This window comes from Cytobacillus purgationiresistens (assembly GCF_030813235.1).
Classification (GTDB): domain Bacteria; phylum Bacillota; class Bacilli; order Bacillales; family Cytobacillaceae; genus Cytobacillus; species Cytobacillus purgationiresistens.
This window is the reverse complement of record NZ_JAUSUB010000008.1, coordinates 15857-31673: the sequence shown is the minus strand read 5'-3', so window position 1 is coordinate 31673 and position 15817 is coordinate 15857. Positions and strand designations below refer to the sequence as shown.

Sequence of the window (15817 nt, the reverse complement as noted above, 5' to 3'; positions counted from 1 at the left end):
TAAGGTCTACGTCTTTTTCTGGCCGACCCCTAAGGGACAAACCTATTGCAGATGACCGTGGGTGCAGCAACACCTGCGGTCATTTTTTTCATATGATATCTCTTTTAGGATATCATATGAATTTTCGAAAGTCACGGTTAAATGCACACGGCATACATATTATCTTTACGATTGTCATTTGAAAACTATGCGTGTCCACTATGATTTCACATTCCCTGGCTTAATTGCGAATAATGTTGCGAGGGCTGCTAAAAGGATTAGGCCGCTTAATAAATAAAATAGCATATTGTCCGATTGTTTTAACATTACGGCAACAACAGGTGGCCCTGCAGCAACACCTATAAATCGCATGGAACTATAAATTGATGAAATCGTTCCCCGTTCTTCTTTTTCAATTCCTTCTGTAATCAGCGCATCTAAACATGGCAAAGCAACGCCAATACCGATTCCGCTAAATAAGAACAAAACGATTAAGAACCACAGTTTATCTGAAAAGCTTAAAATAATGATGGCTACAGAAGACAACGCGCATCCGCAAAAGGTTATCCATTTCATCAATTTTTTGTTTTCTTTTATCAGTTTTCCTGTGATGAAGGAGGAAGCACATAGTGCAGATAAAGGAACTGCGAGTAAAAGCCCCTTTTTTATATCTTTAATATGATATGTTTTTTCAAGCACATCTGACAAATAAAATAACACACCAAATAGGGCAAACATTAGAATTGCGCCGATTGCAAAAATAGCATAAAGCCATTTTCCCTTTTGAGTGAAAGTTTCTTTTACCTTCTTAAAGAACTGCTTAAACGGAATGGGCTTTTCCCTTTTCTTTGGTGTTTTTACAAGAAAGAGCATAAGAATAATGGATATTGCACAAAAAACCGGAATTGAGAAAAAGGGTAAAAACCAGAAAATTCCTGCCAGTAATGCACCCAAAATAGGGCTTAAAACTTTTCCGAAAGTGTTGGATGTCTCAATTAATCCAAGTGAGCTGCTGACATCGTCATCATTTTTAAACATATCGCCTACAAGAGGCATGACAATGGGGGATGCCCCCGCAGCTCCTACTCCTTGCAATGCGCGCCCGATTAATATTACCCAATAGGGATCCTTGAATTTCCACGCTGCCCAGCCGGATATAATGCCGCCAATCCCTGCTATCAATAGACTCGGAATAATGACTTTCTTTCTCCCAATATGGTCAGACAAATATCCTGCAATCGGAATTAGAAAAATCGCGACAATGGAGTAAACTGTTATAATCATACTTACCTGAAAGGATGAAATGGACAGCTCCTTCTCCATTGCAGGTAACACCGGGATGAGCATAGAGTTTCCTAATGTCATCACAAGTGGGATCGAGGATATCGAGAGAATTGCCCATTTCTGATTATTTGCTCCGTCATTTTTTTTCTTTTTTCCTTTATCAGTAGATTTGCTCACCGCATCTTCAATATGTTCCATTACATCATCCTACTCGCCTTCATTTATTATTCAGCTATGTATTAATATGAGCTAATCACGAAAGAAAAAAAGCTTACTTTTTTTGGGAATAAAAATATGAGAACAATTTGATTGGTCAAAATCGTAATTTGCCGATAAAATATGATGTATAACAAATGGTATAGAGGTGACTTAAATGAATAATAGGAAATTGATCTCATTAAGCATTGGTAAACCCAAAGCTTATGATTGGAAAGGTAAAAAGATAGAGTCTGCAATTGGGAAAACGATTGTAGCGGAGGCTTATTTAACTAAAGAAGCATTTTCAGACGACGGAGTTGCAAACCCTGTTTTTCATGGCGGACCGGATCGAGCAGTTTGTCTTTATCCATACGAACATTATCATATGTGGAAGAAGGAGTTTAATCAAGAATTTCAGCCGCCATCTTTTGGTGAAAATATTTGTATGACTGGCATGCTTGAAAAAGATGTTTACATAGGTGATATTTTTTCCTTAGGCGAAACAACCATTCAAGTTACACAAGGAAGGATTCCATGTTCAACGATTTCTATGCATAATGATGTAAATCCATTATTAAGCCGTATTGTTGAAACGTGTTATACGGGTTATTTCTTCCGCGTATTAGAAGAAGGCAAGATAACAAAAGATTCGAGCATAAAGTTGATTGAACGAACACAAGTTAAAATGTCTGTACTTGATGCAACTCAAATTATTTTACATAAGAAAAGAGATCGAGAAGCAGTTGAATCTTTACTGCAAATCAAGGGGTTAGCAGAAGATTGGAAAAATCGTTTAAATAAAGCAATGCAAAAGTAATTAAATTTTCTGTTGACTTTTTCAATCATAAGGAATAGTATAATAATCAATATATAGCACGGCAATGACGAAGAGGAGTAACTTTTACGGAAACTTAAGAGAGCTGATGGTTGGTGAGAATCAGTGTGGACGTAATGGTGAATGGACTTCCGAGCTCCCAGACCGAACCTTATTAACTAGTAGGCTCTGGCGAAAAGTCTCATCGTTACAAGAGACAGGTATTATAGCCTTTTGGCTTTGATATCTGTTCAAGTGAGCTGTTTTTTACAGCTAATGAAGGTGGCACCACGGGTTTCTCGTCCTTTTTTTATAGGAGAGAGCCCTTTTTTATTTGAAAAAAATAAGTAAAATCGTTTGAACAAGAGGAGTACATTAATCTTGAATCGTTACAGAGAGCCGGTGTGGGTGGAATCCGGTACGATGGATTAGTCGAATGGGCTTGTGAGAGGTACCCTGAAATAATAGTATGGGACCCGGACTTCCTCCGTTAAAAGGATAGGGTATCGATAAATAAATCTATTTATCCGTACCTGAAGAAGGGAGCAGATATTGCTCTAAATTGAGGTGGCACCGCGTCTTAGCAAATACGTCCTCTATATGCACAGGTTTACCTGTGTGTATAGGGGACTTTTTTATTTTCTGCCTGTCGTGGCAGCTTGGGATCCACTTCCATCATTCAAATAAAGGAGTAGTGAAAATTATGCAAAGTATGCAAGATCAGATTGTCACGATAGAGCTTGAGGGAGATACATTAACGCCTATACTCATCTATCAGCGATTAAAAGGAAAGAAAAAATTCCTTTTTGAGAGCTCGTTAAAACATGAAAAGTCAGGGAGGTATTCCTTTATCGGAGCGGATCCGCTCTTTGAAATCACAGGGTTCGGCGGAAAGACGATCGTACTCAAGGATGACAAGGAGGAATTAATAGAGAAAAAACCTCTGGACGTTTTAAGCGAACTTTTACCTCATATAGATGAAAGCGAAATGGCTTCCTTGCCATTTATCGGCGGAGCGGTTGGCTATGCTGGGTATGACGCAATCAGGGAGTATGAAAAAATTGGTGGCCCGCTTAATGACGAGATTGAAGTACCGGATGTTCATTTCATGTTCTTTGAAGAGATAGCAGTCTTTGATCACTTAGAACAAAAAGTCACACTCCTTGGCATTCCAATCCAAACGAGCCGGATTGATTTGGAAAAAAAGTTAACGCAACGAAAAAAAGAGATCATAGAAAATACCGCTGCAATTCAAAGAAAAGAGTTGAAATTATCAAGCTTTAAGGCATCCATGGAACAGAGCAAATATATCGAGAAGGTGAAGGAAGCAAAGGAGCATATTGTCGAGGGTGACATCTTTCAGGTAGTTTTATCTCAGCGTTTAACAGCGGATATTGAAGGTGACCCATTTACTTTTTATCGCAGGTTGCGTGTGCAGAATCCTTCACCATATATGTATTACATTGATTTTGGTGATTACGTAATTGCTGGTGCTTCACCTGAAAGCTTAGTAAAAGTAACAGGAAATCAAGTCATAACTAATCCGATCGCAGGTACGAGGCCAAGGGGGAAAACGGAGCAAGAGGATAAGAGATTGGAGAAAGAACTCGCAGAAGACGAGAAAGAGATTGCCGAACACCGTATGCTATTAGATTTAGGGAGAAATGATTTAGGCAGGGTGTGTGAATTTGGAACTGTGGCTATTAGTAAGTATATGGAAATAGAAAAGTATAAACATGTGATGCATCTTGTGTCTGAGGTGGGTGGGACGCTCCGTGAAGGAATATCAAATTTAGAGGCATTGGTTGCTTGTTTGCCTGCTGGAACAGTATCGGGTGCGCCCAAAATCAGAGCAATGGAAATCATCAATGAGCTGGAAGAGGTAAAGAGAGGGATTTATTCAGGAGCAATCGGGTATTTATCGGCTAATGGAAATATGGATTTCGCGTTAGCCATTCGGACGATGGTTGCAAAAGGTAATAAAGCGTATATCCAAGCTGGTGCTGGCATTGTCCATGATTCCATCCCTGAAAAAGAATATGAAGAAACAATTCATAAATTAAGTGCTTTTCTGGAGGCAGACCATGATTTTATTGATTGATAATTATGATTCTTTTACTTATAACCTCTATCAATATTTAGGAGAGCTTGGCGAAGAAGTGCAAGTCGTTCGCAATGACAGTATAACTATCGTGCAAATCAAGGAAATGGAACCGGATGCTATCATTTTATCGCCTGGTCCGGGGAGACCTGAAAAGGCAGGGATTTGTATCGATGTAATTCAGCAATTGCATCAACAGATACCGATGTTAGGCATTTGCCTTGGACACCAGGCAATCGGGTATTCATTCGGTGCCACTATTGATAAAGCCAAAAAAATTATGCATGGGAAAACGTCGAAACTAATGCATAATGGCTCGGAGCTTTTTCAATATATGCCTCAGCCAATTGATATTATGAGATACCACTCACTAGTGATTAAACAAGGAACTTTGCCCTCAACCTTTAAAGTGCTGGCAAAATCAATGGATGATAATGAAATGATGGCAATCAAGCATGAAGCCTATCCGCTTTATGGACTGCAATTCCATCCAGAGTCAGTCGGTACTGACTATGGGAAGAAAATCCTTGCTCATTTTTTACAATTAACTAGGAGGGAACAGAAAGATGAAAAACATACTGCAACAATTATCTGAACGACAATCCTTATCAGAAGCAGAAATGCAGGATGCGATGGATCATATATTTTCACCGGAAGTGACTGATAGTGAAATTGCTGCATTTCTTATCGGTTTAAAAACAAAAGGTGAAACAGTGGAAGAGATTGCGGGAATTGTGCATTCATTAAGGAAAAGATCGATGAAATTTAACAAGAAGATTCCTAATATTCTTGATAATTGCGGAACAGGCGGTGATGGATCAAAGAGTTTTAATATTAGTACTACGTCGGCTTTCGTAATAGCAGCCGCAGGAATTCCGGTCGCAAAGCATGGGAATCGCAGTGTATCAAGTAAAACCGGAAGTGCGGATGTCCTTGAACATCTGGGCATCAACTTAAACTTATCCGTTGAACGCACAGAGGAAATTCTTGATGAAATCGGCATCGCCTTTTTGTTTGCACCCCATGTGCATCCGCAAATTAAAAGAATTATGAAGGTACGGCAGGATTTAAGGATCCCGACTACTTTTAACTTAATTGGTCCACTCATTAATCCTGTGCAATTAGATCATCAGTTATTAGGCATTTACCGTAGAGATTTAGTAGAGATGTTTGCTGAAGTCCTGCAAACATTAGGGCGGAAGAGAGCCGTTGTTCTCAACGGTGCAGGTTATATGGATGAGGCTTCACTTCAAGGAGATAACTATTTAGCCATTCTAAAGGATGACAGGATTACTGCGAGAACCCTTCATCCAGAAGAGGTAGGTTTATCAGTCTATTCTAATGAAGAAATACGCGGCGGAGATTCGAAGGAAAACGCAGAAATTTTATATAAGGTATTAAAAGGAGAAAAAGGAGGATACAGAGAGACTGTACTCCTTAATGCAGGGATTGGTATTTTTACTGGTGGGAAGGCAAACAGCATTCGAGAAGGCGTAAAAGCTGCACAAGAAATAATTGACACAGGAGCCGCGTTAAATAAATTGGAGCAGCTTATTCAACTAAGTAAGATATCGAAAGAAAAGGTGATTTAATTGGATACAATCTTAGACAAAATCATTGCTGAAAAAGAAAAGGAAGTTGCGGTTTTATCGAATGCAGCCATTTACGAAGATAACCTTGTAAGAGAGAAAAGGTCATTATTGTCACGGTTGCAGAAGGGTGAAGAGCTCGCTATCATTGCTGAATTTAAGCGTGCATCTCCATCTAAAGGAGAAATTAATGCAACTCTCGACCCAAGTGAGCAAGCGAGAATGTATAAGGCTTATGGTGCAGACGCCATATCTGTGTTAACGGATAAAACCTTTTTTAAAGGGAGTCATGAAGACTTGACAGTAGTCTATGAAACGGTTGATGTGCCGATATTATGCAAAGACTTTATCATTGATGAAAAGCAGATCATTCAGGCAAAAAATGCAGGTGCAAGTTTAATTCTATTGATCGTTGCTGCGTTGGAGCGTGAAAGGCTACAAACATTATTTGACTTCGCTGTCAAGAATGACCTTGAGGTATTAGTGGAGGTTCATAATGATGCAGAGGCAGCGTTAGCGATAGGATTGGGTGCTCAAATAATCGGCGTGAATAACCGTGACTTGAAAACATTCCAGGTTGATATCGGAATGACAGAGAAACTTGCGCCAGTGATTAAACAGGCAGGAGCATTCTTAATTAGTGAGAGCGGGTTGAAAACAGAGGAAGATGTGGCAAGGGTGATCCGTGCTGGAGCAGATGGTATCTTAGTCGGCGAAGCCTTTATGAAAGCGGAGAATTTAGAAGGCTTGTTAATAAGCATGAAGCAGCCAGTGAAGGGAGTCAAGCGGTAATGAAAGTGAAAATCTGCGGGATAACAGAAGTGGAAACAGCCAAATTTGCAGTAGAGTCAGGAGCAGATGCCTTAGGTTTCGTCTTTGCCAACAGCAAAAGAAAAATCGACCCTGAAAAAGCAAAACAAATCATCGATCAACTGCCAGATTCCATACTAAAAGTCGGCGTCTTCGTCAACGAAACCAAAGAAACAATCAGACAAATCACAAACCAAACCGGCATCAACGCCATCCAACTCCACGGCGACGAATCCCCCGAATTTTGTCGAAATTTGGAGGTGACAGGCACCACAAATGCTGCAAAAAGCACCGCGAAAATAAAAGCCTTCAGCATTAATGCGAGAGAGGATTTGCAGCAGCTTGAGGGGTATGATTGTGATTATGTTTTGTTGGATAGTGCGAGAGGGAAGTATCATGGAGGCAATGGTGTTGCGTTTGATTGGACGATGCTTGAGGGAATTGAGTTGGTTGATAAGAAGGTAATTCTCGCTGGTGGTCTCAGCCCGCAAAATGTGGCAGAAGCAATAACACAAACAAACCCTTATATGGTGGATGTCAGCAGTGGCGTAGAAACCAATGGTAAAAAGGATATGGAGAAAATAAAAGCCTTCATTAAAGAGGCTAAAAGTAATTTAAAGGAGGAAGTCAGATGACTATGACAAGCACATTACCTGATGAAAAAGGCCAATTCGGTATATATGGTGGCAGATACGTTCCTGAAACATTAATGCAGGCTATACTCGAACTGGAAGAAGAGTATAAAAAAGCAGTAAATGACGAATCCTTTCAAGCTGAGCTTGATGATCTCCTTAAAGACTACGTCGGCCGCGAAACACCGCTTTATTATGCCAAGCGCCTTACAGCATATGCCGGTGGCGCTAAAATCTACTTAAAGCGTGAGGACTTAAACCATACAGGAGCTCATAAAATTAATAACTCTTTAGGCCAGGCGCTTTTAACTAAACGCATGGGTAAAAAAAAGGTAGTTGCTGAAACAGGGGCAGGACAGCACGGTGTCGCAACCGCAACAGCGTGTGCACTCTTAAATCTAGAATGCGTCATTTTCATGGGAGAAGAAGATATTAAGCGTCAGCAGCTTAATGTTTTTCGGATGGAAATGCTGGGTGCCAAAGTAGTGGGGGTGAACTCCGGCAGCTCAACTTTAAAAGATGCAGTCAATGAGGCATTGCGCTACTGGGTCACGAATGTTGAAGATACTCATTATATTCTTGGCTCTGCTATGGGACCCCATCCATTCCCAATGATGGTTCGCGACTTTCAAAGTGTAATAGGCAAAGAGACAAGACAGCAATTTTTGAAAAAGGAAGATAAATTGCCAGATGCAGTCGTTGCTTGTATTGGCGGAGGCAGTAACTCTATAGGGATGTTCTACCCCTTTATTGAGGATGAATCTGTCAACCTTTACGGAGTAGAAGCAGCAGGGTTAGGCTTGGATACCGATAAGCATGCAGCATCGTTAACTAAAGGAAAACCAGGTGTTCTCCACGGAGCGCTTATGTATTTATTACAGGATGAGCATGGACAAATTCAAGAAGCACACTCCATCTCAGCCGGGTTAGACTATCCAGGAATTGGTCCAGAGCATTGCTACTTAAAAGAAATTGGCCGCATAAGCTATGAGTCAATTACAGATGAAGAAGCGCTAAATGCCCTGCAGATTCTATGCAAAACAGAAGGGATCATTCCTGCATTAGAGAGCGCTCATGCAATTGCTTATGCATTAAAGTTGGCGCCAACAATGAAAAGTGAAGAAAGCCTTGTCATTTGCTTATCTGGACGAGGGGATAAAGATGTAGAAACAGTACGAGCAAGACTAGGAGGCGAAAATAAATGAACAGGATAGAAAAGGTATTCCAAACTTTAAAGCAAAAGAATCAAAAGGCATTCGTTCCTTATATTATGGCGGGTGATGGCGGGCTCAAAAGCTTACAGGAAAAAATCACTTTTTTAGAAAAGGCAGGGGCTACCGCCATTGAAATTGGAATTCCGTTTTCTGATCCAGTTGCGGATGGACCAGTGATTCAACAAGCTGGCATTCGTGCATTGAAGGAAGGTACCACCCTTAGGGATGTTGTATCTGCTATTGCGGAAATTCGTCCGATTGTTCATATTCCATTATTATTCATGACCTATACAAACCCAGTAATGGCTTATGGAGTGGAGGCGTTTATTCATGACATTAAAAAATCAGGTGTGGACGGTCTAATCATTCCAGACATGCCGATTGAACAAGAGGACATCATTTCACCATACTTAGAGGAAGAGAATATTGAGCTGATTCGCCTCGTTACTCTGCAAAGCCCGCTCAGCCGAATTGAAGCAATCGCGAAAAAAGGAAAAGGCTTTGTTTATGCGGTGACTGTTAATGGGATAACAGGCTCAAGAAGCGGATTTAATGAGAAGTTGGGAGAGCATTTAAAAAAGGTAAAAGAGGTAAGTCCGATTCCGGTTCTAGCTGGCTTTGGCATTTCAACTCCTGAGCATGTCGAGGAAATGATCAGTTATTGTGATGGTGTCATTGTTGGCAGCAAAACGATAGAATTACTTGAAAAAGGGGATTATCAAGGGATTGTAAATCTCATTGATGCCTCAAAAACTACAATAAAATTATAATGAAGAAAAACCTCCATTACTCTGTAAAATTCAAGACAAGTGAATGTTTGTTTTTATAGACAGAGTAAGAGTTCATCTTTAATGTCACACATTAAATAAAATGAAGCATATCACTTTTATCCAGTGGTATGCCTTTTTTATTAATTAGACCACTAAATGGTCTCACTTACTACAACAACAATCATAAAATTGCTATCATTTTACATTGGCAAAAGCGCATTTCATCAATACTGAGTGATGCATTTTCTTATTTAGTTGAATAAGGTTAAGTGACAAAAATAATTGTGAAAGTATTTTTTTGTGATAATCATTACTCTTTTTCCATTTCATTTAAAATAGAGAACGTGATTGTAGTACCATTCTTCACTTGAAATTTAACTTGCATGTTACGTAACCTCATACCCTATAGTAAGATTGAGTGAAGGGTTATTTTTATATGAAAAGAAAAAAGGCATGGATTATTTTAGCTGTAATTTCTTTCGTTTTATTCTTACGATTGTCCGTTATCGGGTTTCTTTTTAAAGATGATGGTTCAATAAGTGGTTTTGTTACAGATGAAGGTAAGGAAGAATATGTGCAATCATATAATGAAGCGATGAATTTTTTACCACAACCTGTAGAGTCAAAAATAATCAGCACGGATTTTGGCGAGGTGCAGCTATACAAATTTCAAGAAGATGAAACGCCGAATAAACACCTATATTGTTACTTTCCGGAAAAGGGTCTGCGACACCCATGGGGGAAGCAAATCTCCATGATTTCCTAAGACACCGTCCTGTTTACACAGTTGATTTGATAGGTGAGCCAGGGCTAAGTGCAGGAAACTTGAGCCTTGATACGATTATTACTGAAAATCATCGATGCAGCCAAGAGGTAAGAGCTTTTTTTAAGTCAGTGATTAGTTCTAAATTTCATTTTTCTACTTTCATTCAAACCTACTTCAAAAACAATGTAGGTAAAACATATCGTGATGTTGTAGATGTATGGTACGAGGAAGAGGAGAGAAAAAGAGACCCCTTGTACATGAAGAGCATCGCTCCTCAATTCGAATACAATCAATTCATTCGTGATTTCTTCTTAGACTCGGCAAATAAAGGAGAAACCCGTGAAAAAGCGATTGAAGCTTGGAATGAAATAAAAAAACTTGCCGGAAGTAATCAAAAAAATAAGTCTCTATCTACATTTTATTATTAATACTGAAGACATACCTATAGGCTTAAAAGAGCTGTGGTACTTTGCATGATTTCATGGGTTCAATTACTCCGTCCATAATTTTCACCCAGACGGCTATTATCTAAAGGTCAAATCCATCACCCTTACAAGGAGTGAAATCTCTCTGATTATGCTCCCCCCTTAAAAGCCTGTTTAGCTTCCAAGGATAAAAACAACTATTCTGGAAAAAATATAAATAGCAAATAAATAATAAAGGGTGATGGTGATGGATTATGGAATGGAGCAATATCAAAATGATCTTGAACGGTATGTAAACGATATTCAAGGACAATTGAATCATCTATCCCATTCCTGGAGAGAATTTAATTGCTGTATCATGACTGAGTTTGAAACATTGCAGAAGCTCGTAAATGAAGCCCATAATATCACATCAACCTATTATTTACAGCACTATTTATCTCCTTATACGGAACACTTCGCAACCTTATCTCTAGCTGCTCAACATTTATCAAATAAACGGCATGGTGGATTAATTGTCATTGAACGCGATATCAATGTTGATCCGTATATACATAGTGGAACCCCAATTGGAGCAAAGGTCAGTCATACCTTATTAGAGACGATTTTTTATCCAGGCAATCCAATTCATGATGGCGGGACGTTAATTAGAAAGGATGAGATTGTCTCTGCAGGTAATATTCTCCCTGTAACAGAAAAGCAAATTGCAGGAAAAATCCTTGGAACCCGCCATCGTGCAGCCATCGGTATGACAGAGCAGACTGATGCAGTTGCCATTGTTGTTTCAGAGGAAACCGGCAGAATTTCATTTGCATTTGAAGGTGAATTATATGTTGTTCGCCCATAAGTAAACATAATGTAGAGCATGAATTCCTCTGTTCATAAGCCTTATGTTGAACACGTTATCGTTCATGACTCCAAAATCCATACGATCCACTTACAACGAGTCCTCTGTTGGAGTCGTTTTATATACCTCTTGCTCCTCGTTGTGAAAGGGATAGCAAAGTATGAATATGATTGAAGTGAATAAGTGCTTCAATTAATTAATCACCAGGCTGCTTGCTCTTTTTTTTACAGATCTATTTATTCCGCTTGCATTATATTTCTTAAAATGGATAAATAGAAAATGCTGTAATGGGGAACATTGTTAATAGTTCCCAAAGGAGGATAATCATGAACAATAATGAAAATGATACAAACTATGAAACGGATGAAACGTTAACGACAAGGCAGGGACATCCGGTTACAAACAACCAAAATATTCGTACGGTAGGCAATCGTGGACCTGCAACCCTTGAAAATTATGATTTTATTGAAAAGATCAGTCATTTTGACAGAGAACGTATACCAGAGCGAGTCGTTCATGCCCGCGGAGCTGGTGCACATGGGTATTTTGAAGCGACAGGGATGGCGGGAGACGAACCTGTATCTAAGTATACTCGAGCAAAGCTATTTCAGGAAAAAGGCAAACAAACTCCTGTTTTTGTCCGTTTTTCTTCGGTTATTCACGGCGGTCATTCTCCGGAAACTTTGCGTGACCCACGAGGGTTTGCGACAAAATTCTATACGGAGGAAGGCAATTGGGATTTAGTGGGAAATAACCTTAAAGTGTTTTTTATCCGTGATGCGATGAAATTTCCTGATATGGTTCATGCCTTTAAGCCTGACCCTTTAACAAATATTCAGGATGCAGAGAGGTTCTTTGATTTCTGTGCGAATTCTCCTGAAAGTTTCCATATGGTTACTTTCTTATATTCACCATGGGGAATCCCAGCCAACTATCGTCAAATGCAAGGTTCAGGTGTCAATACATACAAATGGGTGAATGAGAAGGGCGAGGCAGTTCTTGTTAAATACCATTGGGAGCCGAAGCAGGGTATCAAAAACCTAACACAAAAAGATGCAGAAGAAATTCAAGCGAAGAACTTTAACCATGCTACCCAAGATTTATACGATGCCATCGAACGTGGAGATTACCCTGAATGGGAGTTCTATGTGCAAATGATGAGCGATGATGATCATCCGGAACTTGATTTTGATCCGCTTGATGATACAAAGCTTTGGCCGGAGGACCAATTTCCATTTAAGCTTATCGGGAAAATGGTGCTGAATAAAAATCCGGAAGATTACTTTAATGAGGTAGAGCAAGTTGCTTTTGGAACAGGAGTCTTAGTAGATGGACTTGATTTCTCTGATGACAAGATGCTTCAAGGCAGAACGTTCTCTTATTCCGATACACAGCGTTACCGTGTTGGACCGAACTACTTACAGCTGCCAATTAATGCACCGAAAAAGCAGTCACAAACGAACCAAAGAGGCGGTCAAATGTCATATTATGTAGACAAGGCGCCTGGTCAAAACCCGCATATCAACTATGAACCATCAGATCTTGGCGGGTTAAAGGAAGCGAAGCAATCTGGTAAAGAATATACGCCGATGATTAAAGGCAATCTAGTTCGTGAATCAATTGACCGTGCGGATAATACAAAGCAAGCAGGACATACTTATCGTGAATTTGAGAGCTGGGAACAGGCTGAATTGGTTTCGAATCTTGTTGGAGACTTATCAATTTGTGCAAAAGTCATTCAAGATAAGATGATTGCACTTGCTGAAGAAGCAGATGAAGATTATGGACGCCGTTTACGCGAAGGTCTTTCGAGTGCACGTAAGGAAACGGGCACTCATAAAGGACGACCATTAGGTGATAAAGATGGCGATGATGCCCCACAAACAGCTGAGGACAAAGGCCATGAAGCGGACCGCTATTAATATTTAACAAAGGAAGGCTGCTTGTGCCTTCCTTTTTCTTTTGGGGAAAGGGATATAATCAAGGAGATTTTAACAAACTTTGTTCATAAAATCCTATTAATAAATTGATTATGATTGATGAAAACGGTTAGACTTCATAAATAATATGAATGTTTTTTGAACGTTTACAAACGATAGATTTTTCTAGGGGTGATATTAATGTGCGGTCGATTTTCATTAACAGAAGCAGTATTTGAATTGCAAAAGGTGTTTGATTTTTATTTTGCAGAAGAAGAGGCACCGAGATATAATATTGCTCCAGGGCAACAGATTTTAACAATCATTGAGGAGGAAGGAGCAAGGATTGGAACAAAGATGAAGTGGGGACTTGTTCCTTATTGGTCTAAGGAAGCGAAAATTAGCTATAAAATGATTAATGCACGTGCTGAAGGAATTGAAACAAAACCGAGTTATAAAGTTCCTTTTAAAAAAAGAAGATGTATAATATTGACAGATGGGTTCTATGAGTGGAAGAAAACAGAAGAAGGCAAACAGCCTTATCGGTTTACTATGAATAACGGCAAGCCTTTTGCATTTGCAGGTTTATGGGATGTGTGGGATAAAGGAGAAGAACCGCTTAAGAGCTGTACAATCATTACAACGGGTCCTAATGAAGTCACAGAAACGATACATGATCGTATGCCTGTCATATTAAAAGAAAAGGACTATGATTTCTGGCTTAATTCATCTGAGCAGGATTTGGAACAATTAAAATCACTAATGAAGCCTTACGACGGTGGTGAAATGAAGAGGTATCCTGTTTCCACACTCGTCAATTCATCCAAGTTTGATACACCTGATATGATACAAAAATTAAATAGTTTATAAATATGCAAGGTCATTTAGTGAAGATTCACTAAATGACCTTATTTTCACAGCTTAAAATGTATTAAATGTGGCTTAGAAACTTACTAAAGGATGTGGCGAGTGAATAGCGAATCCATCATCGACAAAGTCGATTTCTGTGCCTTTTAAGTAACGGAGGTCAGACGGATGATACACAACCGTAACTCCATCAAATGTTATATGCTCTTCTTTCTTATGTACTTCAGTTGTAATGGATAAATCATACTGCAATTGATTACAGCATTCGCTTGTCACACGGTATCGAAGAATAGATGCATCATTGATTCCCTTATCAAATGACCGTATAGCATGGATGGCATTTGCGGTTAAGATAAACATACCATCATCCTTGGCTGACATACATCGGTAATTCAATGTGACCCATTTCCCTTACGTAGACAAAAAGCTGGCCTTTATGGTTAATTTCATGATCCATGCCCATTTGGAAGAGCTGCTGCCCCGTGATTTCTGAACCAAATATTTTACTTAAATCTAATGAACGAGCTAAGTCCTCTGCGGTCACTTCAGAAAGCAATTCTGCTGTTATTTCAGTAAGCATTGTCGCTGCATCGTAAAGGTCTTCCGGTATGTTCTCTGCAGGTTTGAAAATAAGGGCAGGGTTGCCAGTTTTAATCGTTTTAGCAAAGCCGTAAAAAGTATTAAGCATATGAATGACTAATTTATCAGTAGCCATGGAAGTTTCTGTTGGCTTATAATCATAATGCTTTTCACTAATCTTATGGATCAATTCATTTGTAACTTTACGGTGAGATAAAAAGTAATTAACTAATTGGTTTGTTTCAGTCATGGTTTTTCCCTCCTAATATGCTAACCACTATCTATCTTAACCAAATCAATATACGTTCATCAAATTCTTTGCCTGTACAACCGATCATTGCAGCCTTCATTTAATCCATGGCATGTCTTATAAAAAAGAAATCAAATACAAAAAATGTGGAATGAGGTCGGATGAGGTTTAAACCGGTCTATAGCTGCATATTAAGTGAAGATTAAGAGGGGATGTTTTTAATTTTTTTCCTTTTAATCATGTTCGTTAATTTACTCCATCTCTTCTCCTTTATCTCTGTACTTTGACCAACGAGACGACGAATCATGAATTGAATAGTCTCTTCGATGAAAGCAATAATAAGTATAGGTCCTGCAATGACAGCGATCCAAAGCCACATATTGATGCACCTCTTTTACTTTAGAAGTAATAATCATATTATATATATTTATATTATCCTAAGAAATATACCTCTTTCTCTAAGAAATTACTTTACCAATTAAAAGGATATCCGCAAGAACTAGCTGTTTTATCTCTTCATCTTTACATCTATAATATTCACCAAATAAAAGTCCTAATTCATTTACGAATATTAGATATTCAGTTTCTTCTATCATCTATTTAACTCCCTATCTCTTAATTGATACTATAAACATTTCCGATTTAGCCCAAAGTTAAACTCTTTACTATTTACAGTAATAGAAATAAATGTTAATTATTCTGATGGTTATTCATTATGAGCACCGCATGATTTGGAAATGTGTACAAAGAGATACAGCTGTGTTTACGATAGG

General features: G+C 38.9%; 18 protein-coding genes and 2 other annotated features. Of the genes, 13 read left to right on the top strand and 5 right to left on the bottom strand.

Features of this window, described 5'->3' with window-relative positions; all coding sequences use genetic code 11:
* Nucleotides 1-198 precede the first annotated feature (198 nt).
* Complete coding sequence (gene bcbE, locus J2S17_RS10950) at nucleotides 199-1461, bottom strand: bacillibactin exporter BcbE (RefSeq protein WP_307474751.1); 1263 nt, start codon at nucleotides 1459-1461, stop codon at nucleotides 199-201.
* A 175-nt stretch (nucleotides 1462-1636) separates the two neighbouring features.
* On the opposite strand from bcbE, the gene J2S17_RS10945 reads away from it, so the two are divergent.
* The 13 genes from J2S17_RS10945 to J2S17_RS10885 all read left to right on the top strand — a co-directional run bounded on the left by J2S17_RS10945 (nucleotide 1637) and on the right by J2S17_RS10885 (nucleotide 14218).
* Nucleotides 1637-2278 carry an MOSC domain-containing protein gene (locus J2S17_RS10945; RefSeq protein WP_307474749.1) on the top strand — a complete coding sequence of 214 codons (642 nt, stop codon included), beginning with the start codon at nucleotides 1637-1639 and terminating at the stop codon, nucleotides 2276-2278.
* Nucleotides 2279-2333: 55 nt separating this feature from the next.
* Nucleotides 2334-2585, top strand: a binding site (T-box leader).
* Between the two features lie 37 nt (nucleotides 2586-2622).
* Nucleotides 2623-2875 (top strand) — a binding site (T-box leader).
* 103 nt (nucleotides 2876-2978) lie between these two features.
* Nucleotides 2979-4376, top strand: coding sequence for an anthranilate synthase component I (trpE, locus tag J2S17_RS10940; RefSeq protein WP_307474747.1), 1398 nt, complete (start codon nucleotides 2979-2981; stop codon nucleotides 4374-4376).
* The gene (locus J2S17_RS10935; RefSeq protein ID WP_307474745.1) at nucleotides 4360-4971 is read left to right on the top strand and encodes an anthranilate synthase component II; all 612 of its coding nucleotides are present in this window, start codon (nucleotides 4360-4362) and stop codon (nucleotides 4969-4971) included. Before trpE ends, J2S17_RS10935 begins: the two co-directional genes overlap by 17 nt.
* Entirely contained in the window at nucleotides 4943-5968 is a 1026-nt protein-coding gene (trpD, locus tag J2S17_RS10930; RefSeq protein ID WP_307474743.1) for an anthranilate phosphoribosyltransferase, read from the top strand. The genes J2S17_RS10935 and trpD overlap by 29 nt, the downstream gene beginning before the upstream one ends.
* The gene (gene trpC, locus J2S17_RS10925) at nucleotides 5969-6757 is read left to right on the top strand and encodes an indole-3-glycerol phosphate synthase TrpC (protein ID WP_307474741.1); all 789 of its coding nucleotides are present in this window, start codon (nucleotides 5969-5971) and stop codon (nucleotides 6755-6757) included.
* Nucleotides 6757-7410: a phosphoribosylanthranilate isomerase gene (locus J2S17_RS10920; protein ID WP_307474739.1), complete on the top strand. Its 654-nt coding sequence runs from the start codon at nucleotides 6757-6759 to the stop codon at nucleotides 7408-7410. Before trpC ends, J2S17_RS10920 begins: the two co-directional genes overlap by 1 nt.
* A 2-nt stretch (nucleotides 7411-7412) precedes the next feature.
* Nucleotides 7413-8612 carry a tryptophan synthase subunit beta gene (gene trpB / locus J2S17_RS10915; RefSeq protein ID WP_370875000.1) on the top strand — a complete coding sequence of 400 codons (1200 nt, stop codon included), beginning with the start codon at nucleotides 7413-7415 and terminating at the stop codon, nucleotides 8610-8612.
* A complete protein-coding gene (gene trpA / locus J2S17_RS10910; protein ID WP_307474735.1) occupies nucleotides 8609-9391 on the top strand; it encodes a tryptophan synthase subunit alpha in 783 nt (260 codons plus the stop codon). Before trpB ends, trpA begins: the two co-directional genes overlap by 4 nt.
* 436 nt (nucleotides 9392-9827) lie before the next feature.
* Nucleotides 9828-10157, top strand: a complete 330-nt coding sequence (locus tag J2S17_RS10905; RefSeq protein ID WP_307474733.1) for a hypothetical protein — start codon at nucleotides 9828-9830, stop codon at nucleotides 10155-10157.
* Nucleotides 10127-10585 carry a DUF6434 domain-containing protein gene (locus J2S17_RS10900; protein WP_307474730.1) on the top strand — a complete coding sequence of 153 codons (459 nt, stop codon included), beginning with the start codon at nucleotides 10127-10129 and terminating at the stop codon, nucleotides 10583-10585. The genes J2S17_RS10905 and J2S17_RS10900 overlap by 31 nt, the downstream gene beginning before the upstream one ends.
* 244 nt (nucleotides 10586-10829) lie before the next feature.
* Nucleotides 10830-11429: a sporulation-specific diadenylate cyclase CdaS gene (gene cdaS, locus J2S17_RS10895; protein ID WP_307474728.1), complete on the top strand. Its 600-nt coding sequence runs from the start codon at nucleotides 10830-10832 to the stop codon at nucleotides 11427-11429.
* Between the two features lie 326 nt (nucleotides 11430-11755).
* A complete protein-coding gene (locus J2S17_RS10890) occupies nucleotides 11756-13351 on the top strand; it encodes a catalase (protein WP_307474726.1) in 1596 nt (531 codons plus the stop codon).
* A gap of 198 nt (nucleotides 13352-13549) precedes the next feature.
* Nucleotides 13550-14218 (top strand): SOS response-associated peptidase, encoded by a 669-nt coding sequence (locus J2S17_RS10885; RefSeq protein ID WP_307474724.1) that lies wholly within the window; start codon nucleotides 13550-13552, stop codon nucleotides 14216-14218.
* Nucleotides 14219-14290: 72 nt separating this feature from the next.
* Here the strand turns inward: J2S17_RS10885 and J2S17_RS10880 are convergent, their stop codons facing one another.
* The 4 genes from J2S17_RS10880 to J2S17_RS10865 all read right to left on the bottom strand — a co-directional run bounded on the left by J2S17_RS10880 (nucleotide 14291) and on the right by J2S17_RS10865 (nucleotide 15640).
* Complete coding sequence (locus J2S17_RS10880; protein WP_307474722.1) at nucleotides 14291-14575, bottom strand: HesB/IscA family protein; 285 nt, start codon at nucleotides 14573-14575, stop codon at nucleotides 14291-14293.
* A gap of 4 nt (nucleotides 14576-14579) precedes the next feature.
* On the bottom strand, nucleotides 14580-15044 hold the full coding sequence (locus J2S17_RS10875; RefSeq protein ID WP_307474720.1) for a DinB family protein: 465 nt from the start codon (nucleotides 15042-15044) through the stop codon (nucleotides 14580-14582).
* A gap of 202 nt (nucleotides 15045-15246) precedes the next feature.
* Nucleotides 15247-15423: a hypothetical protein gene (locus J2S17_RS10870; protein ID WP_307474718.1), complete on the bottom strand. Its 177-nt coding sequence runs from the start codon at nucleotides 15421-15423 to the stop codon at nucleotides 15247-15249.
* 79 nt (nucleotides 15424-15502) lie between these two features.
* A complete protein-coding gene (locus tag J2S17_RS10865; RefSeq protein ID WP_307474717.1) occupies nucleotides 15503-15640 on the bottom strand; it encodes a hypothetical protein in 138 nt (45 codons plus the stop codon).
* Nucleotides 15641-15817 lie beyond the last annotated feature (177 nt).